This window comes from Microbacterium lacusdiani, from assembly GCF_054779895.1.
This window is the reverse complement of the sequence record NZ_BAAGXJ010000007.1, coordinates 54,001-79,160: the sequence shown is the minus strand read 5'-3', so window position 1 is coordinate 79,160 and position 25,160 is coordinate 54,001. Positions and strand designations below refer to the sequence as shown.

Annotated in this window: 23 protein-coding genes; 3 read left to right on the top strand and 20 right to left on the bottom strand. The window is 72.5% G+C overall.

All coding sequences use genetic code 11. From position 1 onward, the window contains the following. Positions 1–86: 86 nt before the first annotated feature. The 17 genes from ACYVGN_RS07415 to prmC all read right to left on the bottom strand — a co-directional run bounded on the left by ACYVGN_RS07415 (position 87) and on the right by prmC (position 17,232). Complete coding sequence (locus ACYVGN_RS07415) at positions 87–2,858, bottom strand: FtsK/SpoIIIE domain-containing protein (RefSeq protein ID WP_460789831.1); 2,772 nt, start codon at positions 2,856–2,858, stop codon at positions 87–89. A gap of 57 nt (positions 2,859–2,915) precedes the next feature. Beyond that, positions 2,916–3,827 carry a PP2C family protein-serine/threonine phosphatase gene (locus tag ACYVGN_RS07410; RefSeq protein WP_460789829.1) on the bottom strand — a complete coding sequence of 304 codons (912 nt, stop codon included), beginning with the start codon at positions 3,825–3,827 and terminating at the stop codon, positions 2,916–2,918. A 129-nt stretch (positions 3,828–3,956) separates the two neighbouring features. Next, positions 3,957–4,937, bottom strand: coding sequence for an aldo/keto reductase (locus ACYVGN_RS07405; RefSeq protein ID WP_055993139.1), 981 nt, complete (start codon positions 4,935–4,937; stop codon positions 3,957–3,959). A gap of 69 nt (positions 4,938–5,006) precedes the next feature. Then, positions 5,007–5,738, bottom strand: a complete 732-nt coding sequence (locus ACYVGN_RS07400) for a large exoprotein (protein WP_460789827.1) — start codon at positions 5,736–5,738, stop codon at positions 5,007–5,009. Positions 5,739–5,832: 94 nt separating this feature from the next. After that, the gene (locus ACYVGN_RS07395; RefSeq protein WP_460789869.1) at positions 5,833–6,591 is read right to left on the bottom strand and encodes a YaaA family protein; all 759 of its coding nucleotides are present in this window, start codon (positions 6,589–6,591) and stop codon (positions 5,833–5,835) included. Next, a complete protein-coding gene (locus ACYVGN_RS07390; RefSeq protein ID WP_055993133.1) occupies positions 6,588–6,848 on the bottom strand; it encodes a F0F1 ATP synthase subunit epsilon in 261 nt (86 codons plus the stop codon). Before ACYVGN_RS07390 ends, ACYVGN_RS07395 begins: the two co-directional genes overlap by 4 nt. A gap of 2 nt (positions 6,849–6,850) precedes the next feature. Beyond that, positions 6,851–8,287 carry a F0F1 ATP synthase subunit beta gene (atpD, locus tag ACYVGN_RS07385; RefSeq protein ID WP_055993131.1) on the bottom strand — a complete coding sequence of 479 codons (1,437 nt, stop codon included), beginning with the start codon at positions 8,285–8,287 and terminating at the stop codon, positions 6,851–6,853. A gap of 29 nt (positions 8,288–8,316) precedes the next feature. Next, positions 8,317–9,213 carry a F0F1 ATP synthase subunit gamma gene (locus tag ACYVGN_RS07380; protein WP_055993130.1) on the bottom strand — a complete coding sequence of 299 codons (897 nt, stop codon included), beginning with the start codon at positions 9,211–9,213 and terminating at the stop codon, positions 8,317–8,319. Between the two features lie 21 nt (positions 9,214–9,234). Then, a complete protein-coding gene (gene atpA / locus ACYVGN_RS07375) occupies positions 9,235–10,878 on the bottom strand; it encodes a F0F1 ATP synthase subunit alpha (protein ID WP_055993128.1) in 1,644 nt (547 codons plus the stop codon). Between the two features lie 69 nt (positions 10,879–10,947). Further along, the gene (locus tag ACYVGN_RS07370; protein WP_055993126.1) at positions 10,948–11,730 is read right to left on the bottom strand and encodes a F0F1 ATP synthase subunit delta; all 783 of its coding nucleotides are present in this window, start codon (positions 11,728–11,730) and stop codon (positions 10,948–10,950) included. Then, positions 11,730–12,278, bottom strand: coding sequence for a F0F1 ATP synthase subunit B (locus ACYVGN_RS07365; RefSeq protein ID WP_460789824.1), 549 nt, complete (start codon positions 12,276–12,278; stop codon positions 11,730–11,732). Before ACYVGN_RS07365 ends, ACYVGN_RS07370 begins: the two co-directional genes overlap by 1 nt. Positions 12,279–12,307: 29 nt before the next feature. Then, positions 12,308–12,553, bottom strand: coding sequence for an ATP synthase F0 subunit C (atpE, locus tag ACYVGN_RS07360; RefSeq protein ID WP_055993122.1), 246 nt, complete (start codon positions 12,551–12,553; stop codon positions 12,308–12,310). 43 nt (positions 12,554–12,596) lie between these two features. Continuing rightward, positions 12,597–13,388: a F0F1 ATP synthase subunit A gene (gene atpB, locus ACYVGN_RS07355; RefSeq protein ID WP_082543176.1), complete on the bottom strand. Its 792-nt coding sequence runs from the start codon at positions 13,386–13,388 to the stop codon at positions 12,597–12,599. Between the two features lie 155 nt (positions 13,389–13,543). Then, the gene (locus ACYVGN_RS07350; RefSeq protein ID WP_055993120.1) at positions 13,544–14,035 is read right to left on the bottom strand and encodes a hypothetical protein; all 492 of its coding nucleotides are present in this window, start codon (positions 14,033–14,035) and stop codon (positions 13,544–13,546) included. Further along, on the bottom strand, positions 14,036–15,178 hold the full coding sequence (locus ACYVGN_RS07345; protein WP_055993118.1) for an MraY family glycosyltransferase: 1,143 nt from the start codon (positions 15,176–15,178) through the stop codon (positions 14,036–14,038). Further along, the gene (locus ACYVGN_RS07340; RefSeq protein ID WP_055993116.1) at positions 15,175–15,897 is read right to left on the bottom strand and encodes an L-threonylcarbamoyladenylate synthase; all 723 of its coding nucleotides are present in this window, start codon (positions 15,895–15,897) and stop codon (positions 15,175–15,177) included. Before ACYVGN_RS07340 ends, ACYVGN_RS07345 begins: the two co-directional genes overlap by 4 nt. A 444-nt stretch (positions 15,898–16,341) precedes the next feature. Continuing rightward, complete coding sequence (prmC, locus tag ACYVGN_RS07335) at positions 16,342–17,232, bottom strand: peptide chain release factor N(5)-glutamine methyltransferase (RefSeq protein ID WP_134745695.1); 891 nt, start codon at positions 17,230–17,232, stop codon at positions 16,342–16,344. 206 nt (positions 17,233–17,438) lie between these two features. On the opposite strand from prmC, the gene cysK reads away from it, so the two are divergent. Genes cysK through ACYVGN_RS07320 form a run of 3 tightly spaced genes read left to right on the top strand, consistent with a single transcriptional unit; the run spans position 17,439 to position 20,383 of the window. Continuing rightward, positions 17,439–18,377 carry a cysteine synthase A gene (gene cysK / locus ACYVGN_RS07330; protein ID WP_055993112.1) on the top strand — a complete coding sequence of 313 codons (939 nt, stop codon included), beginning with the start codon at positions 17,439–17,441 and terminating at the stop codon, positions 18,375–18,377. Positions 18,378–18,408: 31 nt separating this feature from the next. Then, complete coding sequence (epsC, locus tag ACYVGN_RS07325; protein ID WP_055993110.1) at positions 18,409–18,972, top strand: serine O-acetyltransferase EpsC; 564 nt, start codon at positions 18,409–18,411, stop codon at positions 18,970–18,972. Positions 18,973–18,985: 13 nt separating this feature from the next. Further along, entirely contained in the window at positions 18,986–20,383 is a 1,398-nt protein-coding gene (locus ACYVGN_RS07320; protein WP_460789820.1) for an amidase, read from the top strand. Positions 20,384–20,390: 7 nt separating this feature from the next. On the opposite strand, the gene prfA is transcribed toward ACYVGN_RS07320, so the two are convergent. The 3 genes from prfA to thrC form a co-directional block, all read right to left on the bottom strand. Continuing rightward, positions 20,391–21,470, bottom strand: a complete 1,080-nt coding sequence (gene prfA / locus ACYVGN_RS07315; protein ID WP_460789818.1) for a peptide chain release factor 1 — start codon at positions 21,468–21,470, stop codon at positions 20,391–20,393. 4 nt (positions 21,471–21,474) lie between these two features. Next, positions 21,475–23,544: a transcription termination factor Rho gene (gene rho, locus ACYVGN_RS07310; protein WP_460789817.1), complete on the bottom strand. Its 2,070-nt coding sequence runs from the start codon at positions 23,542–23,544 to the stop codon at positions 21,475–21,477. 208 nt (positions 23,545–23,752) lie between these two features. Further along, positions 23,753–25,159 carry a threonine synthase gene (gene thrC / locus ACYVGN_RS07305; protein WP_460789815.1) on the bottom strand — a complete coding sequence of 469 codons (1,407 nt, stop codon included), beginning with the start codon at positions 25,157–25,159 and terminating at the stop codon, positions 23,753–23,755. Between the last annotated feature and the right edge of the window lies 1 nt (position 25,160).

Here is a 25,160-nt window from a genome sequence, read left to right as displayed (position 1 = left end):
AGGACGATTCCGCGAGACGAGGAGGATCCGGCCGCGGATGTCCTCGCCTCGCGGAGTCGTCCTTGTCTCGCGGCACCCGGCACCCGTCACGGCAGGACGATGCGCTCGGGCGGGTGGCCGTCGTGCACGAGCCAGGCGCGGGATGCCCGCGTGCGGGCGTAGGGAGGCAGCTCGCGCTCGCCCGTCACGCTGCGCAGCTCGGGCGCGCAGTCCGCACCCACCACGAACGGCGCCGCGCCCCGCACGTCCTGCAGAAGCGACCACTGGCGCTGCCATGCATCGCCGTCGCCCACGAGGACCAGCCGCTCCCCCGTCCCGTGCAGCCCGGCCAGCCGCGCGCCCGGGGGCAGGTCGTCGAGCGGCAGCACCCGCACTCCGGCCGGCCACGCGGCCGCGAGCTGCTCGCCGCGGCGCCGGGCCGCGCGCAGCACCATGCCCGTGACGGGACCCTCGGGCGTCCAGCGCGGCGACTCGTCCGCGGGCGGCGCGACGCGCAGTTCCGCGAGCGCGAACTGCACCTCGAGCCCATCGAGCACGGCCCGCCCGGGAGGGCGGGCGGGGTCGAAGGTGTCGGCCGTCCCGCCTGCGGCCGCGTGCTCGGCCCGGCTCGGCAGCGCGAGCAGCGCGCGCCGCGGCAGCAGGTCGGCGAACCGCTGCACCGCGCCGGTGAGCCGCGCGGCCGTGAGCAGGACCGTGGTACCGCTGTCCCCCGCGTCGCGCACCAGCGCCTCGAGCCGCTCGGCGACCGCGTGGGCGTAGTCGGCGGGGAACCGCGCGAGCAGCGCGTCGACGTCGTCGACCACGATCAGCTCGGGGCCTTGCCGTTCCGCGCGCTCCAGCGCGTCCCACGCCGCCTCGGCGTCACGCGGCACGACCACGGCGTCGGGGCGCGCCGCCACGACCAGACCGGCCACGCCGGACCGCCCGGATCCGCCCGCGCCGACCACCACGAGCCCCCGGTCGACCCCGGGGCGCAGCAGCACGGCCGCGTGGCGCTGGCGCGCGGGCTCGTCGGCGACGCCCAGCAGGATGGCCCCCGCGGGCGGCTCGCCCACGAGCGCGACGGCCTCGGCGACCGTGAGACGGGTCGGCAGCGGCGGCAGCCACGGCCCCGGGCGCCGCGGCCGGCCGGCGAAGCGGGCGGCCGCGTCGGCGACGTCGCCCGGCGCGGTCAGCGCGATGCGGGTGAGCCGCGGGCCCGCGTCTCCCGCCCGGCGGATCCACGCGAGCCCTCGCCCCTCCGCACCGCCCGGCAGCGCCGAGGCGTCGTCGGTGCCGAGCAGCGCGCGGCTCTCGGAGGCCTCCGCGACGCGCAGGGCGATCCGCAGCGGGCTGTTGGCGACCAGCGCGTCCCGCAGCACCCCGCCGGCGCGCTGGGTGCCGAGCACCAGATGCAGCCCGAGCGCCCGCCCCCGCGCGGCGATGTCGGCGAACACGGCGTGCAGATCGGGATGCTCCTGCAGCATGGCGGCGAACTCGTCCACGACGATCACGAGCCGAGGCAGCTCCACGCGCGGGTCGGACACGTCGCGTGCGCCCGCCGCCGCGAGCGCGGCCTCGCGCGCGCGCAACTCGGCCCGGAGGCTCTCGACCGCGCGCCGCGCCCCGCCGCCGTCGAGGTCGGTGATCACCCCCGTCACGTGAGGCAGCGCCGCGAGCGGCGCGAACGCCGTGCCGCCCTTGAAGTCCGCCAGCAGGAACTGCACGCGCTCCGGCGGCAGGCCCGCCGCGAGGGACACCACCCACGTCACGAGCAGCTCGCTCTTCCCGCTCCCGGTCATGCCGACCACGACGGCGTGCGGGCCGTCCGCCACCAGGTCGACGTGCGCGGGCTCCGCGCCCTCCAGGCCGATCACGGCGCCCAGCGCCCCCGAGCGCTCGTCCGCGCCCGCGAGCAGCTCCCCGAGCGGCACAGTGCCGGCAGTCGCGCCGGGGCGCTCGATGGCGGGTGCCCGCGCCGCCAGCTGCCGCGCGATCGCCTCGGCCTGAGCCAGAGACACGGCCTCCGCGCCCACGGGAACGGCCTGCCCCGCCCAGTTCAGCCGGGCCCGCGGCACCTCCTCGGCCTCGAGCAGCGCGCCGCACGCGGGCGGCACCTCGCCGCCGGGCGCGACGACCGCGATCACCACGTCCGCGGGAGGGGCGAGCGCGTCCTCGTCCGCGAGCGCGATCCGCAGCCCGTCGCGCGCATCCGGCCGCCAGTGCGGCAGCCCCCGGGCCCACGCAGCCTCGCGCTCGGGCGCCGCCACGAGCGCGGCCGCGCCCGACGGGTGCGCCAGGCACAGCTGCAGCACGAGCGCGCGGGCGATCGCGCGCGTGGTCACCGGATCGCCCTGCACCGCGACGCCGGCGCGCAGCGGCACCGTGACGGGAGCGTCCGACAGCTGCGCGGCACGCCGCCGCAGCTCCCGCCCTTCCGCGTCGTCCTCGCCGACCGCGACCCGCACGACGCTCGGCACCCGTCCGCGGCCGACCACGAGCTCATCGCCCCCGCTGCGCCACTGCCGCCGCGCGTCCTTCAGGAGCGCCGCGACGTCGGGCCTCTCCCGCCACCGCGTGGCCCGCTCGGCGTCGTGCCGCCGCGCGACCTGCTCTCGCGCCCGGCGCAGCGCCGCGTCCCGTTCCCGTTGCGCCTCACGCCGCCGGCGCCGCGAGCTGCGCGCGCCGTCGACGAGCGACGCCGCCGCCATCAGCGGACCGAGCGCCGCGAAGCACAGTGCGAGCAGCGACCCCGTGACGGCCCAGATCGCGACGGACGCGACCACCGGCACGACCGACGCGACGATCGGCAGCGGGCCGCGCCGCGGCGGCGGCTCCGGCGTGGGAAGGGCGATGGGCTCGTCGAGCGCTGCGGGCATGCGCCCAGTCCAGCGTCTCCCGCGCCCCGGAGCCCGCCGGGGAACCCCGACCGGGGACTACCGGCCCGAGTCGCCGCCTGTGGACGAGTCGTCCGCCGCCTCGGCGGGCGGGTCGAACGTGTGGTGCGGGTCGGTCTCCGGCAGCTCGAGGGTGTCGACCTCGTCGGCGTCCTCCGTGCGGACCTGACCCGGAACGGACACGTTCAGCACCACGATCGTGATGTTGTCGCGCCCGCCGTTCTCGAGCGCGGCCTCCAGCATGGCGTCGGCCGCGGCCTCGGGCTCCGGGTGGCGGCGCAGGAAGTGGAGGATGCCGTAGTCCGTGAGCTCCTTGGTGAGCCCGTCCGAGCAGATGACGAACCGGTCCCCGTCGCGCACGTCGAGGCGCACGTAGTCGGGCACGGCGCCCTCGCTCGGCCCCACCGCGCGCGTGATCACGTTGCCGTACGGGTGGTTCTCGGCCTCCTCGGGGCTGAGGCGCCCCGCCGCGACGAGCTCCTGGACGAGCGAGTGGTCGGTCGTGACCTGCGCGAGCGCGTCGTCGCGCAGCAGGTAGACGCGGGAGTCGCCGATGTTCAGCGCGACCCAGGTCGCCTGGTCGTCGGTGATGTCGAGATACACGCCCGTCACGGTCGTGCCGGTGCCCTCGTCGGTCGTCTCGGGGTGGTCGCCGATGTCGCGGACGGCCTTGATCAGCGCCTTCTCGATGCGCTCGGGCGAGACCGGGCCCTTGCCCACCATGCGCTGGAGGCGGTCGACCGTACTCGCGCTGGCGATCTCGCCCCCGATGTGGCCGCCCATGCCGTCGGCGACGACGAACAGCGGGAACGCCGTGAGCAGGGCGTCCTGGTTGATGTCGCGCTTGCGGCCGCGGTGCGTGACCCCGGCCCACGTCAGGACGGCGTCGTCGCCGGTGGGCAGCGTGACCGTCTGCGACTGCGCCGTCGTCGGGGCGTCGGACACGGGCATGGACCTCCGATATCGGGCGGCGGCGCCGACCCCAGGGTGCAGGGCCGGTCCGTCACGGGCTCTCACATCCTATCGGCAGCCCGCCGACGCGCCGCGCCGCGACGGCCCGGTGAGCGGCGCGGATGCGGGTCAGATCACGGGGACGGGAGGCCCCGGGAACAGCCCGTCGAGCACCACGAGCTCCTCGGGGGTCGGGCGCCAGGCGCCGCCCGCGGCGGCGTTGGCCGCGACCTGCTCGGGCGACGTTGCACCCGCGATCACGCTCGCGACGCCCTCCTGCGCGAGGAGCCAGCCGTAGGTCGCCTCGAGCATGGTGATGTCGCGCGCGTCGCAGAACGCCTGATACGCCTCCAGCACGTCCCACGGCGCGTCGCGCCAGAGGTGCGGCCGCTGCGACATGATGCGGCTCCCCGCCGGTCCGCCCTCGCGCGTGAACTTGCCCGTCAGCAGCCCGTTGTAGAGCGGGAAGTACGGGAAGAACCCGAGCCCGTAGCGGCGCACGGCCGGCAGCACCTCGCGCTCGGCGTCGCGCTCGAGAAGCGAGAACTGGTTCTGCGAGGAGATGAACCCCGAGCGGACGCGCGCGCGTGCCGTCAGCTCGGCCTCCGCGATCTGCCAGCCGACGAGGTTGGAGTGGCCGTAGTAGCGGATCTTCCCCTCGCGCACGAGGTCGTCCAGCGCGTCGAGCGTCTCCTCGATCGGGGTCTCCGGATCCGGCGTGTGCAGCTGGTACAGATCGATCCAGTCGGTCTGCAGCCGCGACAGCGACGCCTCGACCGCGCGCCTGACGTACGCGCGCGAGCCCTTGGCGCCGGCGGCGGGCCCGAAGCCCATGTCCCGCGCGTAGTGGCCGAACTTCGTCGCGAGCACGACCCGGTCGCGCCGGCCGCGCAGCGCCTCGCCCATGAGCGACTCGCTCACGCCCTCGCCGCCGTAGATGTCCGCGGTGTCGAGGAACACCACGCCGTGCTCGATCGCGGCGTCCAGCACCCGGCGCGTGCCCTCCAGCGACTCGGTGGCGGTCCCCTTCCGGCCGAAGTTGTTGCAGCCGAGGCCGACCTCCGACACCAGCAGACCCGATCGACCGACCCGACGCATCGCCACGCTCATGCCCCCACGCTAACCGACGCGGAACGGCCCCGCTCCGAGGGATCGGGGCGGGGCCGTTCGCGATGCGCGTCAGGGCTGCGGCGGGGCCGGAGGCGTGGTTCCGGCCGGCGGCTCGTCGCCGCGCGGCGGCGTGGTGCCGGGCGCGGGCGGCGGCACCGGCGGGACCGCGCCGCCCTGCACGGGCGGAGTGGGCGCCTGGCCGGGCTGCGCGGGATATCCGGGCTGCGGGTGTCCCTGCGGCGCCGGCGGCTGACCGTAGCCGGGCTGACCGTAACCCGCCTGGCCGTAGCCGGGCGCGACCGCGGCGGTCTGCGTCGGCACGCCGTCCCACTGGGTGTTGTCGCCGAGGAAGGCGTTGCCCGCCCACGGAGCCGGCGGCACCGCCTGGTTCCAGCGCGACCTGTCGAACGCGAGGATGCCGAGCCAGACGATCGAGAGGAGCACGTAGAGGACGACCCACCACGCCTCCTTCTGCAGCTTCAGGCCGATGCGGTAGGCGGCGATGGCCGAGAACACCGCGAGGGCCAGGCTGAACAGGTAGCCGATGCCGATCCAGCTGAGCAGGATCGCGCCGCCGAAGCCGTAGAGCACCAGCCACGGGCTGAGGTCGCCGAGCTTGAAGAAGACCATCATGTTGTAGACCGGCACCCAGGCGCGCCACGCGCCCTGCACCCCGGCCTTCTGGAAGATCTTCATCATGAAGAACGAGGTCAGGACGTAGATGACGATGGCGAAGAGGATCATCAGGCCCGTCATGGCCAGCAGCGCGGCGGCGAAGGCGCCGTCGTCGTAGGAATTCATGCGTCCTCCTGGAGGTCTGCGTGCGGCGTTCCGCCGCGGCTCCAGGTTAGCGATCCTGAGTGCTTGCTGAACAGAGGCGCGCGCGATCGGGCGATCAGCCCTCGCCGACCAGCTCGACCTCGCCCGCCCGCGCGCCGGGCCGGATCACGAGTCCCTCCGTCGCGGCCCACGCCACGAGATCGCCCACGTCCGACAGCGCCGGGCGGGTCTGCGCGAGCCGCCGGGTCAGCAGCCCCTTGGCCTTCTTGTTGAAGTGGTTCAGGGCGCGCACGGTGCCGTCCGCCCCCTCCGCCACGACCCGCACGTAGGTGCTCGCGACGCCGGCGGGCACCGGCCCGAGCGCCGCGTAGGCCTCGGAGCGCAGATCGATCACGAGACCGCGCAGGCCGACGAACGCCTCGGCCACGGCCGGGGCCCAGTGCCGTCGCAGCGGCGGCACCCCGGGCAGCGAGGCGCCGGCCGCGAGCCGGTACGACGGGATGGCGTCGAGCGCGCCCACCGGGCCGAGCAGCGCGGTCTGGATCAGCGCGCGCTCGCCCAGCCAGGCGCGCGCCTCCGCGCCCAGGGTCGCGGCGTCCAGCGCGTCGAACAGCACGCCGGTGTAGCGGTCCACGGCGGACATGGTCGGCGCGGTGCGCAGCGCGGCGTTCACCTGGATCTCCCCGAGCTGGCGGGGCGAGAGCTTCAGCACGCGCGCGGCGAGGTCCGGATCGGCGGACAGCGCCACGACGGACGCGACGACGGCCTCGCGCCGCGGTGCGAGCACCGGCAGCGCGAGGCCGTCGTAAGCGAGTGGCGCGTCCGATCCGCCTGCCCGCTTCGTCTCCGAAGGGGGCAGGAGGATCGTGGTCAGGAGCTCAGCGTCGCGTGACCCGCGACGATCGTGAGGCGGTTGTTCTCCATCGACACGAAGCCGTCGCGAGCGTCCGCGATCACCTTGGTGCCGTCCTCCTGGGTGATGCGCACCTGGCCGTCGCCCAGGATCGCGAGCACCGGCTCGTGACCCTGCATGAAGCCGATCTCACCCTCCGTGGTCTTGGCGACCACGAGGTTCGCCTCGCCCGTCCAGACCTCCGCCTCGGCGGAGACCAGGGTGACCTGAAGGCCCATGCTCAGCCGTTCTCCTTCTGGATCTGCGCCCACTTGGCCTCGACGTCGCTGATGCCGCCGACGTTGAAGAACGCCTGCTCGGCGACGTGGTCGAACTCGCCCTTGACGATCGCGTCGAACGACTCGATGGTCTCCTTGATCGGCACGGTCGAGCCCTCGACACCCGTGAACTTCTTCGCCATGTAGGTGTTCTGCGAGAGGAACTGCTGGATGCGGCGCGCGCGGGCGACGACGATCTTGTCCTCTTCCGAGAGCTCGTCGACACCGAGGATCGCGATGATCTCCTGCAGCTCCTTGTTCTTCTGCAGGATCTGCTTCACGGCGGTGGCCACGCGGTAGTGGTCCTCGCCGATGTAGCGCGGGTCCAGGATGCGGCTGGTCGACGTCAGCGGGTCGACGGCCGGGTACAGACCCTTCGACGCGATCTCACGCGAGAGCTCGGTCGTGGCGTCGAGGTGCGCGAACGTGGTCGCGGGGGCCGGGTCGGTGTAGTCGTCGGCCGGCACGTAGATCGCCTGCAGCGAGGTGATCGAGTGGCCGCGCGTCGAGGTGATGCGCTCCTGGAGCACACCCATCTCGTCCGCGAGGTTGGGCTGGTAGCCCACGGCCGAGGGCATGCGGCCCAGCAGGGTCGACACCTCGGAGCCCGCCTGCGTGAAGCGGAAGATGTTGTCGATGAAGAGCAGCACGTCCTGCTTCTGCACGTCGCGGAAGTACTCCGCCATCGTCAGGGCCGACAGGGCGACGCGCAGACGCGTCCCCGGCGGCTCGTCCATCTGACCGAACACGAGGGCGGTCTTGTCGAAGACGCCCGCGTCCTCCATCTCGTGGATGAGGTCGTTGCCCTCACGCGTGCGCTCGCCGACGCCGGCGAACACCGACACACCGCCGTGGTCCTGCGCGACGCGCTGGATCATCTCCTGGATGAGGACGGTCTTGCCGACGCCCGCGCCGCCGAAGAGGCCGATCTTGCCACCCTGCACGTACGGGGTGAGCAGGTCGATGACCTTGATGCCCGTCTCGAACATCTGGGTCTTCGACTCGAGCTGGTCGAAGTTCGGGGCCTTGCGGTGGATGGGCCAGCGCTCGGTCACCTCGATGGTCTCGCCGTCGGGCAGGTTCAGCACATCGCCCGTGACGTTGAAGACCTTGCCCTTGGTGACGTCGCCCACGGGCACCGAGATGGGGGCGCCGGTGTCGCGCACCTCCTGGCCGCGGACCATGCCGTCGGTCGGCTTCAGCGAGATGGCGCGCACCATGTCGTCGCCGAGGTGCTGGGCGACCTCGAGCGTGATCTCGGTGGCCTGCTCGCCGATGACGATCGTCGTCTTGAGCGCGTTGTAGACCTCGGGGATCGCGTCGTGCGGGAACTCGATGTCGACGACGGGACCCGTGACGCGGGCGACCCGTCCGACGACCGCGGTCTCAGTGGCAGTCATTTTTCGTCTTTCCTCTTCTGGGTTCCAGCTCAGGACGCCAGGGCGTCGGCACCGCCGACGATCTCGGCGATCTGCTGCGTGATCTCGGCCTGACGCGCGTTGTTGCGCAGGCGGGTGTAGTCGGTGATGAGCTTGTCGGCGTTGTCGCTGGCCGACTTCATCGCCTTCTGCGTCGCGGCCTGCTTGGCGGCGGCCGACTGCAGGAGGGCGTTGAAGATGCGGCTCTGGATGTAGACAGGCAGGAGCTTGTCGAGCACGGCGGTCGCGTCGGGCTCGAACTCGTACAGCGGGTAGACCTCGCTGCTCGCCTCGGCCGTCGCGTCGCCCTCGACGACCGCGAGCGGGAGCAGGCGCACCTGGTCCGCCTCCTGGGTCATCATGCTGACGAAGCGGTTGTAGACGATGTGGATCTCGTCCACGCCGCCCTCGGACGCGTCCTTCTCGTACGCCTCCAGCAGCACGTCGGCCATCTGCTCGGCGGTCTCGAAGCGCGGCACGTCGGCGTCGCCCACCCACTCGGCCTCCGCCGCGATGTGGCGGAACTGGAAGTAGCCGACGGCCTTGCGGCCGAACAGGTAGAACGCGACGTCCTTGCCCTGCGAGCGCAGCAGCTCCGCCAGCTCCAGCCCCTCGCGGATGACCTGCGAGTTGAACGCGCCGGCCAGGCCGCGGTCCGAGCTGAGGATGACGATCGCCGAGCGCTTGACCGACTCCGGCTCCCGCGTGAGCGGGTGGTCGATGTCGGTGTGCGTGGCGACCGCGGAGACCGCACGCGTCACCGCGCGGGAGAAGGGGCTGGACGCGTTCACACGCGCCAGCGCCTTCTGGATGCGCGAAGCCGCGATGAGCTCCATCGCCTTCGTGATCTTCTTGGTCGTCTGAGCAGAAGAGATCTTCTGCTTGTACTCCCTGAGCTTTGCTCCCATGATGCGTCTTCTCCGCGGGGCTTACGCCCGGCGGCCCTTGACGATCTTCTCCTGGTCGACGTCGGCGGCGTCGGCCGCCTGGTGCTCCTCGTGGCCCGGGGCCGTGAGGGGAACGCCCTTGCCGCCCTGGAACTCGAGCAGGAACGCGTCGATCGCCTTGTCCATCTCCGCGACCGTGTCGTCCGACAGCTGGCCGCTGTCGCGGAGCGTGTCGAGGATGGTCGTGTTGCGGCGCAGGTGGTCGAGCAGCTCGCGCTCGAAGCGCAGCACGTCCTCGACCTCGATCGTGTCGAGCTTGCCGTTCGTGCCGGCCCAGATCGAGACGACCTGCTCCTCGGCGGGGTACGGCGAGTACTGCGGCTGCTTGAGCAGCTCGGTCAGGCGCGCACCGCGGGCGAGCTGACGGCGCGAGGCCGCGTCGAGGTCGGACGCGAACATCGCGAACGCCTCCAGCGAGCGGTACTGGGCGAGCTCGAGCTTGAGCGTGCCCGAGACCTTCTTGATGTGCTTCAGCTGCGCGTCGCCGCCGACTCGCGAGACCGAGATGCCCACGTCGACCGCGGGACGCTGGTTCGCGTTGAACAGGTCGGACTGCAGGAAGATCTGGCCGTCGGTGATCGAGATCACGTTGGTCGGGATGTAGGCCGACACGTCGTTGGCCTTGGTCTCGATGATCGGCAGACCCGTCATCGAGCCGGCGCCCATGTCGTCCGACAGCTTCGCGCAGCGCTCGAGCAGGCGCGAGTGCAGGTAGAAGACGTCACCGGGGTACGCCTCGCGGCCCGGCGGGCGGCGGAGGAGCAGCGACACGGCACGGTAGGCCTCGGCCTGCTTCGACAGGTCGTCGAACACGATCAGGACGTGCTTGCCGTCGTACATCCAGTGCTGGCCGATGGCCGAGCCGGTGTACGGGGCCAGGTACTTGAAGCCCGCCGGGTCCGACGCGGGGGCCGCGACGATGGTGGTGTACTCCATCGCGCCGGCCTCCTCGAGGGCGCCCTTCACCGAGGCGATGGTCGAGCCCTTCTGGCCGATCGCGACGTAGATGCAGCGGACCTGCTTGGTCGGGTCGCCCGACTCCCAGTTCGCCTTCTGGTTGATGATCGTGTCGATCGCGATCGCGGTCTTGCCGGTCTGGCGGTCGCCGATGATCAGCTGGCGCTGGCCGCGGCCGACCGGGATCATGGCGTCGATCGCCTTGATGCCCGTCTGCATCGGCTCGTGCACCGACTTGCGCTGCATGACGCCGGGCGCCTGCAGCTCGAGGGCGCGGCGGCCCTCGATGCCGGTGATCTCGCCGAGGCCGTCGATCGGGTTGCCGAGCGGGTCGACCACGCGGCCGAGGTAGCCCTCGCCCACGGGGACCGAGAGGACCTCGCCCGTGCGGGTGACCTGCTGGCCCTCCTCGATGCCGGCGAACTCGCCGAGGACGACGACGCCGATCTCGTGCTCGTCCAGGTTCTGGGCGAGGCCGAGCGTGCCGTCGCCGAAGCGCACGAGCTCGTTGGCCATGACGCCCGGCAGGCCCTCGACGTGGGCGATGCCGTCGGCCGCGTCGGTGACGGTGCCGACCTCGGTCGCCGCGTCGCCGGTGGGCTCGTAGGCGGCGACGAAGTCCTTCAGCGCGTCACGGATGACGTCGGGGCTGATCGTGATGTCTGCCATTGTCTTCCTTCAGGTTGTGGGATCCGCGATCCCCAAAAGCGATTCCGCCGGGGCGGCAAGTGTGGAGGGTCAGCCGGCGAGCTTCTGGCGCACGTCCGCGAGACGCGACGCGATGCTGCCGTCGATGACGTCGTCCGCGATCTGCACGCGCACGCCGCCGACGACCGAGGGGTCGACGATCGCGCTGATCGTCACCTCGCCGCCGTACGTGCGCGAGAGCGCGGTGGCCAGACGCTGGGTCTGCGCCTCGGTGAGCGGGGTCGCCGTGGTGACCGTCGCGACCGTGCGGCCGCGCTGCGCGGCCACGATGCGGATCGCGCGCGACAGGATCGCGCGGACGCGGCGGTTGCGCGGCTGCTGCACGAGCGACGAGACGACCAGCGTGGTGCCCTCGCCGGCGCGGCCGCCGAGGAGCGTCTTCATCAGGTCGCCCTTCGCCGCGCCGTCGCCCAGGCGGCTGCCCAGCGCGAGCTCGAGCTCGGGGTTCTCCGCGACGATGCGGGAGACGCGGAACAGCTCGCCCTCGAGGTCGCCGTGGTCGGCCTTGGCGGCCGCCCGTATGGCGAGCTCCTCGAGACCGTCGAGCAGCTCGTCCTGCGACGACCACCGCTGGGCGGCGGTCGTCGCGAGGAGCGACTGCGCGGTCGGCGACAGCGAGCCGAACACGCGCGCGACGAGCGCGCTGCGGGCCTCGGGAGCCGCGGTCGGGTCGGCGAGCGCGCCGCTCAGGGCGCGCGAGCCGGCGACGGCACGGGCGGCCGCGAACAGCTCGCGAGCCGTGTCGAGGTCGACCGTCGCGGTGCCCAGTGCCTGGGCCTGCGCCGCGAGCGCCTGAGTGGTCGCGCTGCCCATTACTTGGCCGCCTTCTCGGACGCCTCGAGGTCGGCCAGGAAGCGGTCCACCACGGCGGCGGCCTTCTGGTCGTCCGTCAGCGTCTCGCCGATGACGTTGCCGGCGAGGTCGATCGCGAGCGCGCCCACCTCGCTGCGCAGCGTGACGAGAGCCGTCTGGCGCTCGGCCTCGATCTGCGTGTGCGCGGTGGCGATGATGCGCTCGGCCTCCGCGGCCGCGTTGGCCTTGGCCTCGGCGACGATCCGCTTGCCGTCCTCGCGGGCGGCCTCGCGGATGTCGCCGGCCTCCTTGCGGGCCTCGGCGAGCTGCTTCGTGTACTCCTCGAGGGCGGCCTCGGCCTGACGCTGGGCCTCGTCGGCCTTCGCGATGTTGCCCTCGATGGCCGCCGAACGCTGGTCGAGCATGGCCGTCAGGCGCGGCAGGGCCACCTTCCACACCACGAAGAGGATGACGAGGAAGCAGAGCGCCGACCAGATGATGTCGTACCACGCCGGCAGGAGCGGGTTCGGCGTCTCCTCCGCGGCGACCGTGACAAGAGCGTTCAGCATCCTGTCTCCTTACGTGTCAGCAGCGAGTGTTACTGGGCGGCGTAGCCGAAGATGAAGCCGGTCGCGATGCCGATGAACGCGAGGGCCTCGGTGAAGGCGATGCCGATCCACATCAGAACCTGCAGACGACCGGCGAGCTCGGGCTGACGCGCAACCGACTCGATGGTCTTGCCGACGACGATGCCCACGCCGATGGCCGGGCCGATGGCGGCGAGACCATAGCCGACCGTCGCGATCGAGCCGTACACGTTGGCGAGAACCGTAGTAGCGTCCACGGGGTTTTCCTTTCGGTTAGGCGGTGCGCCGTGTGGCGGACCGTCAGTGCTCTTCCGCAACCGCGAGCTGGATGTAGACCGCGGTGAGGATCGTGAAGACGTAGGCCTGGAGGAAAGCCACCAGGACCTCGAACAGGGTGAAGGCGAGACCGAAGGCGAGGGTGCCGACGCCGAGAGGCGTCCACCATCCACCCGCGGTGAAGAAGAAGAAGTGCGTCGCCGAGAAGAACAGGACGAGCATGAGGTGGCCGACGATCATGTTCATCAGGAGTCGCAGCGTCAGCGTGACGGGGCGGATGATGAAGGTCGACAGGAACTCGAGCGGCGTCACGATGATGTACAGCGCGGCCGGGACGCCCGACGGGAACAGCGCGTTCTTGAAGAAGCCGCCGGGGCTCTTCTTGATGCCCGCGTAGATGAACGTGACGTACGAGATCACGGCGAGCAGCAGCGGGACCGCGATCACGCTCGTGCCGGCGATGTTGATGCCGGGGACGATGCCCGTCAGGTTCATGAACAGGATCATGAAGAACATCGTCGTCAGCAGCGGCAGGAAGCGGTTGCCGTCCTTGCGACCGAGGATGTCGTGCGCGATGTTGACGCGGACGAAGTCCAGGCCCATCTCGACGACGCTCTGCAGGCGGCCCGGCACGACCTTCATGTTGCGCGTGCCGACGAGGAGCAGGATCACCAGGACCGCGGTGGCGAGCAGCTGGGCCGCGTTGATGCGCGTGAACTCGAACGAGCCGATCTGGAAGATCGCCGGAGGGAAGAAGTCGAGGATCGACGGCGGGTGGAACGCGCCTTCGGTCTCTTCGGCAGAGACGATCAGCATCGCGGCTTGAGTCAACGTGTGGCTCCGGCTTCATAGCTCCGGTGCGAGGACCGGGGAGGGCAGGAAGTCGTCATCTGCACGGGCCCCATGTCACCATCGGCATCCGCGGGAACTCGGCAGGAACGTCAGTCAGCCTATCAAAGAATCGACGGCTTCTACGACGCGTCGAACTTCGGATCCTCGTCCTTCGGGGCCCCGGGCAGGGACACGTCCACGTACGGCTCGCGCGAGCGCAGCATCGCGATGCCGTCGACGGCCAGCGACGCGATCACGCTCACCACGAGGGCCACGAAGAACACGACCGGCTCGATCCACGGCTGGCCGCGCAGGAGCATCAGGGCGACGATGAACAGCACCAGCTTCAACAGCCAGCCGCCCAGCACGATGCCGAAGAAGATCGGCACGTACAGCGCGTCGCCGAACCACCGGTTGGCGACCAGGATGCTGACGGCCGTGAGCAGCATGAACAGCGCGGCGATCGCGGCGCCGGCGAAGGCGCTCAGCATGCCGTCGACGCCCGCGACCGCGAAGCCGATGGCGCCGCCGACCGCGGCGATCACGAGCGTCGCGACGCCGCCCCACACGAGCGCGGTGCGCAGCACGGGCGTGCTCGAGATGGGCGGCTGCGGGCGATCCGGGGTGGTCATTCAGGCCTCCTGGGGGGCGGGCGCCGAGCGCCGCGTGGGAAGGAAGGTGAGCACGAGGCAGGCCGCGACGCCGATCACGCCGAACACGACGCCGAGCCAGTACGAGCCGAACCAGTCCTCGCGCGTCGCGAGGTACATCAGCAGGAACGCGAGCGAGATGATCGCGGTCCACGCGTAGAAGATCAGGACCGCGTCGCGGTCGGTGTGGCCGAGGTCCAGCATGCGGTGGTGCAGGTGCTTGCGGTCGGGCGCGAACGGCGACCGGCCGGCGCGCATGCGCCGGATCACCGCGAGGCCGAAGTCGGCCAGCGGCAGCAGCACGACCACGATCGGCAGCAGGATGGGCAGGAACGCACCCAGCAGCTGCGAGCGCGCGATGCCGTCGTCCGGGTCCAGCAGGGACGGCGGCAGCTCGGTCACCGCGATCGCGCTGGTGGCCATCAGCAGGCCGAGCACGAGCGCGCCCGAGTCGCCCATGAACAGCTTGGCGGGCTTCCAGTTCAGCGGCAGGAACCCGAGGCACGCCCCGATCAGCACGGCCGCGATGAACGTCGCGAGGCTCGAGTTCGACGTCGAGATGTCGCGCGTCAGGATGTACGAGTACGCGAAGAACACGCCGTTGGCGATGAGGCAGACGCCCGCGACCAGGCCGTCCAGCCCGTCGATGAAGTTCACCGCGTTCATGACGACCACGATCGAGAACATCGTCAGCGCGATGCTCACCCACCCGGACCACAGCGTCATCCCGCCGATCGGCAGGGCGTAGATCTGCAGCCCTCCCCCGACCGCGATGATGCCGGCGGCCAGGAACTGGGCCCCGAGCTTGATCGCCCAGTCGAGGTCCCACAGATCGTCGGCCACGCCCACGAGCGCGATCAGGAGGATGGCGCCCAGGATGGACAGCACCTTCTCCGGCTCGGCCCAGAACAGCTGGAAGAACGGGTTCGCGGACGACACCGCGATCGCGGCGACGATCCCGAGGAACATCGCCACTCCCCCGAGCCGCGGCGTCGGCGTCTTGTGCACGTCGCGGTCGCGGATGCCCGGATAGAGCTTGAAGCGCATGCTCAGGCGCCACACCGCCCAGGCGAGCGCCGTCGTGAGCGCCGCCGTCAGCAGGATCGTGAAGAGGTACTGCCTCACGCGCCCGGCCGGTCGTCGGGCCCCGCATGCGGCTCGTGCTCGGGCAGCTCGAGCAGGTCGCCCAGGACCTCGGCGAGCTCCTCGCGCGAGACCGCGCCGTCGCGCAGGATGCGCACGCGCGGCTCGGCGTCGCCCTCGTGCGCGCCGACCAGCGACGTCGCGTCGACGATCGTGGACGCCACGCCCGTGCGCGACGGGCCGTCGTCCAGGTACACCGCGACGCTGTCGCCGAGCATGGCGCGGGCGTCGTCGCCCGTGACGGCCGCGGGCTGTCCCGTGAGGTTCGCGCTCGACACGGCCAGGGGGCCCGTCTCGCTCAGCAGCTCCAGCGCGATCCGGTGGTCCGGCATCCGCACCGCGACGGTGCCCTTGGTCTCCCCCAGGTCCCACGACAGCGACGGCTGCGCGGGCAGCACGACCGTCAGGCCGCCCGGCCAGAACCGCTCCACGAGCCGTTCGACGGGCTCGGGCACCTGCTCCACCAGCGCACGCATCGCGTCGATCCCCGACACCAGCACCGGCGGCGGCTGCTGACGGCCGCGGCCCTTCGCATCCAGCAGGCGCTGCACGGCCGCGGGGCTGAACGCGTCGGCCGCGACGCCGTACACGGTGTCGGTGGGCATGACGACGACATGGCCGCGGGCGATCGCCTGGCGCGCCTGACGCATGCCGGTCAGCAGCTGCGCCTCGTCCCGGCAGTCGAAGAGAGGGGAGGACATCGTTTACATAGTAGAGAGTCCTGATCGATCGTTCGCCCGACGCTTCGCGCCGGGACTCGCGATCGATGCTCTGTCGCTTCGCCGTTCTCTTCAGAAGCGATCGCACGCCGCGGGGCCGCAAGCGGCACCCTTGCGAGCGAGGAACGTCGCTGCGCTCCGTTCGGCAGCGCTTCGCGCTGCGGTTCGGCCGCTTCGCGGCACGCTCGCTTCGCTCGCACGACCGTAGATGTCCGGGCTCAGTGTCGGTCGTTGAGCGGAGCGAAGCGGAGTCGAAACGGGCTGAGCGAGCGGAGCGAGTCGAAGCCGTGACGCCACCCCCTGGTCGTTGAGCGGAGGCGCGCCAGCGCCGGAGTCGAAACGAGACCGGACGTCCCGGCCGGCTGGGGAGGGCGCGGCCACGTTTCGACTCCTCGCTGGCGCTCGTCGCTCAACGACCGAGGGGCGTCAGGGGCGGAGGGCGGTGGTGGTGCGGTCGCGGTGGGTGAGGTCGGGGTGGGTGGCGGCGGCGCGCCAGCCGTCGGCCGTGAGGAGGTCGCGGATCGCGCGGCCCTGCAGCTCGCCGTGCTCGATGATCAGCGTGCCGCCGGGGCGCAGCAGGCGCATGCCGACGCGGCTCAGCTCGCGCACGACGTCGAGGCCGTCGGGGCCGCCGTAGAGCGCCGCCTCGGGGTCGTGCAGGCGCACCTCGGGGTCGCGCGGGATCGCGTCGTCGGGCACGTACGGCGGGTTGGAGACCACGACGTCGACCGTGCCGTCGAGCTCCGGGAACGCGACCGCCAGGTCGGCGAACGCGAGCCGGAGGTTCGTCGCGCCCGAGCGGGCGACGTTCTCCCTCGTCCAGACGAACGCATAGGGCGAGTTCTCGGCGGCGTGGATGCGCGCGTGCGGGACCTCGGTGGCCATCGCGATCGCGATCGCGCCGCTGCCGGTGCCGAGATCCACGCCGATCGGCCCCTCGCCGTCCGCCGTGACCGGCACGGCGCGGAGGGCGTCGATCGCGAACTGCGCGACCGACTCGGTCTCGGGCCGCGGCACGAAGACGCCGGGGCCGACCGCCAGCTCCAGGTGCCGGAAGTACGCGACGCCCGTGATGTGCTGCAGCGGCTCGCGGGCCGCGCGGCGGGCGATCAGCTCCTCGTACGCGTGGCTCTCGGCCGTCGTCAGCTCGTCGCCGCGGATCGTCGCTGCCTGCACCTCGCCGCGGCTCTGGCCCCGCAGGTGCGCGAGCAGCAGCTCGGCGTCGACCTCGGGGTCGGGCACGCCGGCGTCCGCGAGGCGGGTCGCAGCCGCGCGGAGCGCATCGCGCAGGCCCGGCGCGGCGGAGAGGGCGGTCATGGGGTTCCAGCCTAATCGCCGCGGGATTCCCGGGCCGCGATGGGGCCCGGGGTGCGGGCATGCCGGCGGCGGAATGCGCATCCGGCTTCACAATGCGTCACACGCGCGCGCCCCGGAGCGGGCAGGGACCCTACGCTGATGCCTGGCGGCGCCCCGTCCGCCCGGCAGCACCGCAGACCGCATCCCGCACACCGAGGAGAACCGCCATGCCTGGCATCCACGCCGACATCACCACCGCCTTCGGGAACACGCCGCTCGTGCGCCTGAACCGCGTCGCCGAGGGCGCGGGTGCCGAAGTGCTCGCGAAGCTCGAGTACTTCAACCCCGGATCGTCGGTCAAGGACCGCCTCGGCATCGCGATCGTGAACGCCGCCGAGGAGTCGGGCGAGCTGAAGCCGGGCGGCACGATCGTCGAGTCGACGAGCGGCAACACGGGCATCGCCCTCGCGCTGATCGGCGCGGCCCGCGGCTACAAGGTCATCCTCACGATGCCCGCATCGATGTCGAAGGAGCGCCGCGTCCTGCTCAAGGCGTTCGGCGCCGAGCTGGTGCTGACCGACCCCGCGGGCGGCATGAAGGCCGCGCTCGCCGAGGCGGAGCGCATCGTCGCCGAGACGCCGGGCGCGGTCCTGGCCAAGCAGTTCGCGAACGCCGCGAACCCCGAGATCCACCGCCGCACCACGGCCGAGGAGATCTGGAACGACACCGACGGCGAAGTCGACATCTTCGTCGCGGGCGTCGGCACCGGCGGCACGATCACGGGCGTCGGCCAGGCGCTCAAGGCCAAGAAGCCGGACGTCCAGGTCGTCGCGGTCGAGCCGACCGCCTCGCCGCTGCTGTCGACGGGCACCCCCGGCCCCGCGAAGATCCAGGGCATCGGCCCGAACTTCGTGCCGCCGATCCTCGACACCGAGATCTACGACGAGGTCGTGGGCGTCGAGTTCGAGGACGCCATCGCGACGTCCCGCGCGCTGGCCGCCGGCGAGGGCATCCTGGCCGGCATCTCGGCGGGCGCCGCGGTCTGGGCGGCGACCGAGATCGCCAAGCGCCCCGAGAACGCCGGCAAGAAGGTCGTCGTGATCGTGCCGGACACGGGCGAGCGCTACATCTCGACCGCGCTGTTCGAGGACCTGCGCGAGGACTGAGCGCCGCTCCGCCGCCGATAGGCTCGAGCCCATGGGATTGAACATCCGCGAGGATGTCGCAGCCGCGCGTCGCCGTGATCCGGCGGCGCGCGGCTTCCTCGAGATCGTGGCGCTGTATCCGGGTCTCCACGCGGTGTGGGCCCATCGCGTCAACCACTGGCTGTGGACGCGCGGATGGCGGTTCGTCGCCCGCGCCGGGTCGCAGCTCACGCGCTGGCTCACGGGCGTCGAGATCCACCCGGGCGCCCGCATCGGGCGGCGCTTCTTCATCGACCACGGCATGGGCGTCGTGATCGGCGAGACGGCCGAGATCGGCGACGACGTCATGCTCTACCACGGCGTCACGCTCGGCGGCACGTCGCTGACCCAGGGCAAGCGCCACCCCACGCTGGAGGACGGCGTGGCGGTCGGCGCGGGGGCCAAGGTGCTCGGCCCCGTCACGATCGGCGCGCGCAGCGCCGTGGGCGCCAACGCCGTCGTCACGAAGGACGCCCCCGCCGACAGCATCGTGGTCGGCATCCCCGCGAAGGCGCGCCCGCGCGGCGCGGGCGAGGACACGCGCCGCGTCATGATGGCCCCCGAGTACGTCATCTGATCGGCCCGGTGCCATGACCGCGTTGCACGAGCTCGGCCTGCGGGGGCTCGCCGCCGCGCTGCGACGCGGCGACGTGACGCCCGCCGAGGCCGCCGGGCACTTCCTGGCGCGGATCGAGGCGCGCCGCGACCTGGGCGCGTTCGCCGAGGTGGCGGCGGACGCGGCCCTGCGCCGCGCCGCGTCGCTCGGGCGTCCGCCGGCCGACGCGCCGCCGCTGTGGGGCGTGCCGCTCGCCGACAAGGACCTCACCGCACGCGCGGGCGTGCCCACGCGCTACGGCTCGCGGTGGTCCGCGCACGACGTGCCCGCCCGCTCGGATCCGCTCGCGCTGGCGCTCGACGACGCCGGCGCCGTGAGCCTCGGCAAGACCGCGACGCCGGAGTTCGGGCTGACGGGCTTCACCGAGACCCGCATCGGCCCGCCGGCGCGCGATCCGTGGGATCCGGCGAACGGCGCGGGCGGCTCCAGCGGCGGCGCGGCCGTGGCGGTCGCCGCCGGGCTGCTGCCCGCCGCGCCCGCGTCGGACGGCGGCGGCTCCATCCGGATCCCGTCCGCGACGGTGGGCGTCGTGGGACTCAAGCCGTCGCGCGGGCGCGTGCCGGCGGGATCGGGCCTCGACTCCCCCGGCGGCCTCGCGGTGGCCGGCCCGATCGCCCGCACGGTGGACGACGCCGCCCTGCTGCTCGACGCCCTGACCGCCGGGCCGCTCCCCTACGCGACGCGCGCGCCTGGCGAGGGGCCCTTCGCGGACGCCCTCCGCGCGCCCGCGGGGCGGCTGCGGATCGGGATGACCACGGTCTCGCCCTGGGACGAGTCGCTGGACATCCGGCTCGACGCGGGCGCCCGCGAGGCCTTCGCGCACGCGGCCCGCGTGCTGTCCGGCGCGGGCCACGAGCTCGAGGACGCCGCGTGGCGGCCCGAGGGCTACGCAGACATGTTCATGACGCTGTGGCGCGCGTCCGCCGCGCGCATCCCGGTGCCGGACGAGCGCCTCGATGAGCTCGAGCCGATCACGGCATGGCTCGCCCGCGAGGGCCGTGCGCTGTCCGCCGAGCGCCTGCTGGGCGCGCTCGCGGCGGCGGCCGCGTTCGAACGTCGCACGATCGAGGCGTTCGCGGGCTTCGACGCCGTGCTGACCCCGGCGCTCGGGCTGCCCCCGCGCCCCATCGGCTGGTTCGCGCAGGACGACCCGGAGCTCAGCTTCGCGCGCCAGTGCGAGTACGCGCCGTACAGCAGCTTCGTCAACGTCGCGGGCCTGCCCGCCGTGACGGTGCCCGTCGAGACGACGCCCGACGGGCATCCGGTGAGCGTGCAGCTCGTCGGCCGGCCGGGCGGCGAGGCGACCATCCTGCGGCTGGCGAGCCAGCTGGAGCGGGCGCGCGGTCCGCTCCCCCGCCCGCCGGGGTGGTGATCCGGCCCTACGCCCCGTCGCCGAGCGCGGCGAGGCGCTCGGCCTCGTCCGCCTCGATGCACGACTGGACGACGGGCTCGAGCGCGCCGTCCATCACCTGGTCGAGGTTGTACGCCTTGTAGCCGGTCCGGTGGTCCGCGATGCGGTTCTCGGGGAAGTTGTAGGTGCGGATGCGCTCCGAGCGGTCCATGCCGCGGATCTGCGACTTGCGCGCATCCGCCGCGGCGGCGTCCAGCTCCTCCTGCTGCCGCGCCAGCAGGCGCGCGCGGAGCACGCGCAGCGCGGCCTCGCGATTCTGCAGCTGCGACTTCTCGTTCTGCATCGACACCACGATGCCCGTGGGCACGTGCGTGATCCGCACGGCCGAGTCGGTCGTGTTGACCGACTGCCCGCCCGGGCCCGACGACCGGAAGACGTCGATCTTCAGGTCGTTGGGGTCGATGTGGATCTCCTCGGGCTCGTCCACCTCGGGGAACACCAGCACGCCGGTCGTCGACGTGTGGATGCGCCCCTGCGACTCGGTCGCGGGCACGCGCTGCACGCGGTGCACGCCGCCCTCGTACTTCAGGTGCGCCCAGACCCCCTGCGCGGGGTCGGACGACGAGCCCTTGATCGCGATCTGGACGTCCTTGTAGCCGCCCAGGTCCGACTCGATGCGCTCGAGCAGCTCGGTCTTCCAGCCCTTCGACGCGGCGTACTGCATGTACATGCGCAGGAGGTCGGCGGCGAAGAGCGCCGACTCCGCGCCGCCCTCACCCGCCTTGATCTCCATGATCACGTCGCGGGCGTCGTCCGGGTCGCGCGGGATCAGCAGGCGACGCAGGCGCTCCTGCGCCTGGGCCAGCTTCTCCTCGAGCGCGGGGACCTCGGCGGCGAACGCCTCGTCCTCGCGCGCGAGCTCGCGGGCCGCCGCGAGGTCGTCCCCCGCGGCGGTCCACGCCTCGTGCGCGGCGACGATGCGGCTCAGCTCGGCGTAGCGCCGGTTGACCCGCTTGGCGCGCGCGGCGTCGGCGTGCACGGCGGGGTCGGAGAGCTCCTCCTGCACCCGCCGGTGCTCGTCGATCAGCGCATCGACGGACTCGAACATCCGGTCAGCGGATGTCGTTCTCGTGGCCCGAGGAGCGTCCGCCGGCCGCCGGGATGTTCTTCTGCATCTGCACGAGGAACTCCACGTTCGACTGCGTCTCCTTGAGCTTGTCGAGGATGGTCGCGAGCGCCTGCTCCGGCGACAGACCCGCGAGGGCGCGGCGCAGCTTCCAGGTGATCTTGACCTCGTCGGGGCTCAGCAGCATCTCCTCGCGGCGCGTGGACGACGCGTTGATGTCGACCGCCGGGAAGATGCGCTTGTCGGCGAGCTGGCGCGACAGGCGCAGCTCCATGTTGCCGGTGCCCTTGAACTCCTCGAAGATGACCTCGTCCATCTTGGATCCGGTCTCGACCAGCGCGGTCGCCAGGATGGTCAGCGAGCCGCCGTTCTCGATGTTGCGCGCGGCGCCGAAGAAGCGCTTGGGCGGGTACAGCGCCGACGCGTCCACGCCGCCCGAGAGCACGCGGCCCGAGGTCGGGGCCGACACGTTGTAGGCGCGGCCCAGGCGCGTGATCGAGTCGAGCAGCACGACCACGTCGCGGCCGAGCTCGACCAGGCGCTTGGCGCGCTCGATCGCGAGCTCGGCGACCGTGGTGTGGTCCTCGGCCGGGCGGTCGAAGGTCGAGGCGATGACCTCGCCCTTGACCGTGCGCTGCATGTCCGTGACCTCCTCGGGGCGCTCGTCCACGAGCACGACCATGAGGTGGGCCTCCGGGTTGTTCTGCGCGATCGCGTTGGCGATCTGCTGCAGCACGATGGTCTTGCCGGCCTTCGGGGGCGCGACGATCAGGCCGCGCTGGCCCTTGCCGATCGGGGCGACCAGGTCGATGATCCGCTGCGTCAGCTTCTCGTGCGCGGTCTCCAGGCGCAGGCGCTCCTGGGGGTACAGCGGCGTGAGCTTCGAGAACTCGACGCGGTTCGCGGCGTCCTCGACCGACAGGCCGTTGACCGAGTCGACCTTGACGAGCGCGTTGTACTTCTGGCGGCCCTGCTGCTCGCCCTCGCGGGGCTGCTTGATGGCGCCGACGACCGCGTCGCCCTTGCGCAGGTTGTACTTCTTGACCTGGCCCAGCGAGACGTAGACGTCCTGCTGGCCGGGGAGGTAGCCCGTGGTGCGCACGAACGCGTAGTTGTCGAGCACGTCCAGGATGCCCGCGATCGGGATCAGGACGTCGTCCTCGGTGATCTCGGTCTCGAACTCGTCAGCCGGCTGGCCGCCGCCGCGGCGCTTGCTGCGCGCGCTGCGTCCGCCGCGACCGCCCTGGGCGTCGTCGTCGGCGTCCTGGGCCTGCTGCGCCTGCGGCTGCTGGCCGCGCTGGCTCTGGCCGGCCTGGCCGTTCTGGCCGTCCTGGGCGCCCTCGGCGCGGTCGCCCTTGTTGCGGTTGCGGCTGCGGCTGCGGCTGCGGCTGCGACGTCCGGTGCCCTCCTGGCCCGTGCCCTCCTGGCCCGCGTTCTCCTGGCCCGCGTTCTCCTGGCCCGCGTTCTCCTGGCCCGCGTTCTCCTGGCCGCCGGCGTGCTGACCCGCGTCCTGCGCGGCGGCCTGGTCGCCGCCCTCGGGCGCCTGCTCGGCGCCCTCGGCGGGAGCCGCGGTCTCGGCCTGCGGGGCGGACGCCTCGGCCGGCTCGGCCGGCGCGCTCTCGGCGGCGGGCTCGGCCGGCGCGGCCTTGGGGGTGCGCTTGCGCGGCGCGCGCTTGGGCTTCTCGGCGGGCGCGTCCTCGGCCGGGGCCTCGGTCGCGTCGGCGGCGGGCGCCTCGGCCGTCTCGGCCTCGGCGGGCGCGACGTCGGTCGACTTGGCGCGGCGGGGCGCGCGCTTGCGCGGCGCGGCCTTCACGGGCACGATCGGCTCCTCGGCGGCCGGCTCCTCGGCCGCGGGCTCCTCGGCGGGGGCGTCCTCGGCGGGAGCCTCCGTCGGCTCCTCCTCCGCGGCGTCCTCGGCCGGCGCCTCGACGGCCGCGTCCTGGATGGCGTCCTGCGACGCGTCCTGCGTGGTCTCGCCCGCGGGCGAGGTGGTCTCGGCTGCCTGCTCGTCGCTCACGGCGGCGGCATCCGTCTGGGTCTCGGAGATGGACTCCACGAGTACTCCTCTGTATGGAACGTGGTGATGATGCCCGATCGCACGTACGGGATGAATCGCGGCACGCGCCACGACACGCGCCGGTCGCCCAGGCGCTCGGTGAGCGGACTCAGGGAGCTGGTCGGGGACCTGTGCGGGGCTTCGCAGATTGCGAAACGACGGTCAAGAAGTGTGCCGAGCGGCACCCGCCGTGATGTCGTTCACTGTATCACCCCTTCAGGGCGGCGGCCTCGATGAACGCGCGCAGGGCCTGCGCGTCGTCCGCCATCTCGGTCACGTGCTGGGGTGCGTCCAGCATGGCCCGCAGCTCGTCCGTGTACTCGAGCTCGACGCCGAGCGCCTCGCGGATGGTCTCGGCGAACTTCTGCGGCTTCGCGGTCTCGAGCACGAGCATCGGCACGCCGGGCTCGACGTGCTCGCGCGCGACCTTCACGCCGTCGGCCGTGTGCGGGTCGATGATCTCGCCCGCGCTCGCGTGCACCGAGCGGATCGTGTCGATCCGGTCCGCATGCGTCGAGGTGCCGCTGACGAGGCCGAACTCCTCCGCGAAGCGCGGCTGGTCGGCCGAGGCGTCGAAGAAGCCCTGCTCGTCGAGCTCGTTCCAGGCCTGCACCACGAGCTCGGCGTCGCGGCCGAACAGCTCGAAGATGAAGCGCTCGAGATTCGAGGCCTTCGAGATGTCCATCGACGGGCTCGACGTCGCCAGGGTCTCGGCGGCGCTGCGCGGGCGGTACACGCCCGTGCGGAAGAACTCGTCGAGCACGTTGTTCTCGTTGGTCGCGAGCACGAGGCGGCGGATCGGCAGCCCCATCAGCTTCGCGTACAGGCCCGACAGGATGTTGCCGAAGTTGCCGGACGGCACCGTGAACGACACCTCGGCGGGGCCGCCGGCGTCCGTCGCGCGCAGCCACGCCCAGAAGTAGTAGACGACCTGCGCCGTGATGCGCGCGAGGTTGATCGAGTTGACGGCGCCGAGGTTCTGCGCGCGCTTGAACTCGATGTCGCCCGCGAGCTGCTTGACCAGGTTCTGGCAGTCGTCGAACACGCCGTCGATCGCGATGTTGTGGATGTTCGCGTCGTCCAGCGAGAACATCTGCGCCCGCTGGAACGCGCTCATCCGGCCCTGCGGCGACAGCATGAAGACCGCGATGCGCTCCTTGCCGCGCAGCGCGTGCTCGGCGGCCGAGCCCGTGTCGCCCGACGTGGCGCCCAGCACGTTGAGCACCGAGCCGTTGCGCTCGAGCGCGTACTCGAGGACCTGGCCCAGGAACTGCATGGCCATGTCCTTGAACGCGAGCGTGGGGCCTTCTGAGAGGCCGACGAGCGTCAGCCCGTCGCCGATCGGGCGCAGCGGCACGACCTCCGCCGGGAACGGCGCGTACGCCGCGGCGGTCATCCGCGCGAGGTCCTCGCGCGGGATGTCGGTCGCGAACAGCGCCAGCACCTCGGTCGCGAGCTGCGGGTAGGTGAGCGCGCGCCAGCGGTCCAGGGTCTCGCCGTCGACGCGCGGCATCTGCGCGGGGACCGCGAGCCCGCCGTCGCGCGCGAGGCCCTCGAGGAGCACCTCGCCGAAGGACAGCGGCTCGCCGCCGCCGCGGGTGGAGATGTACTGCACG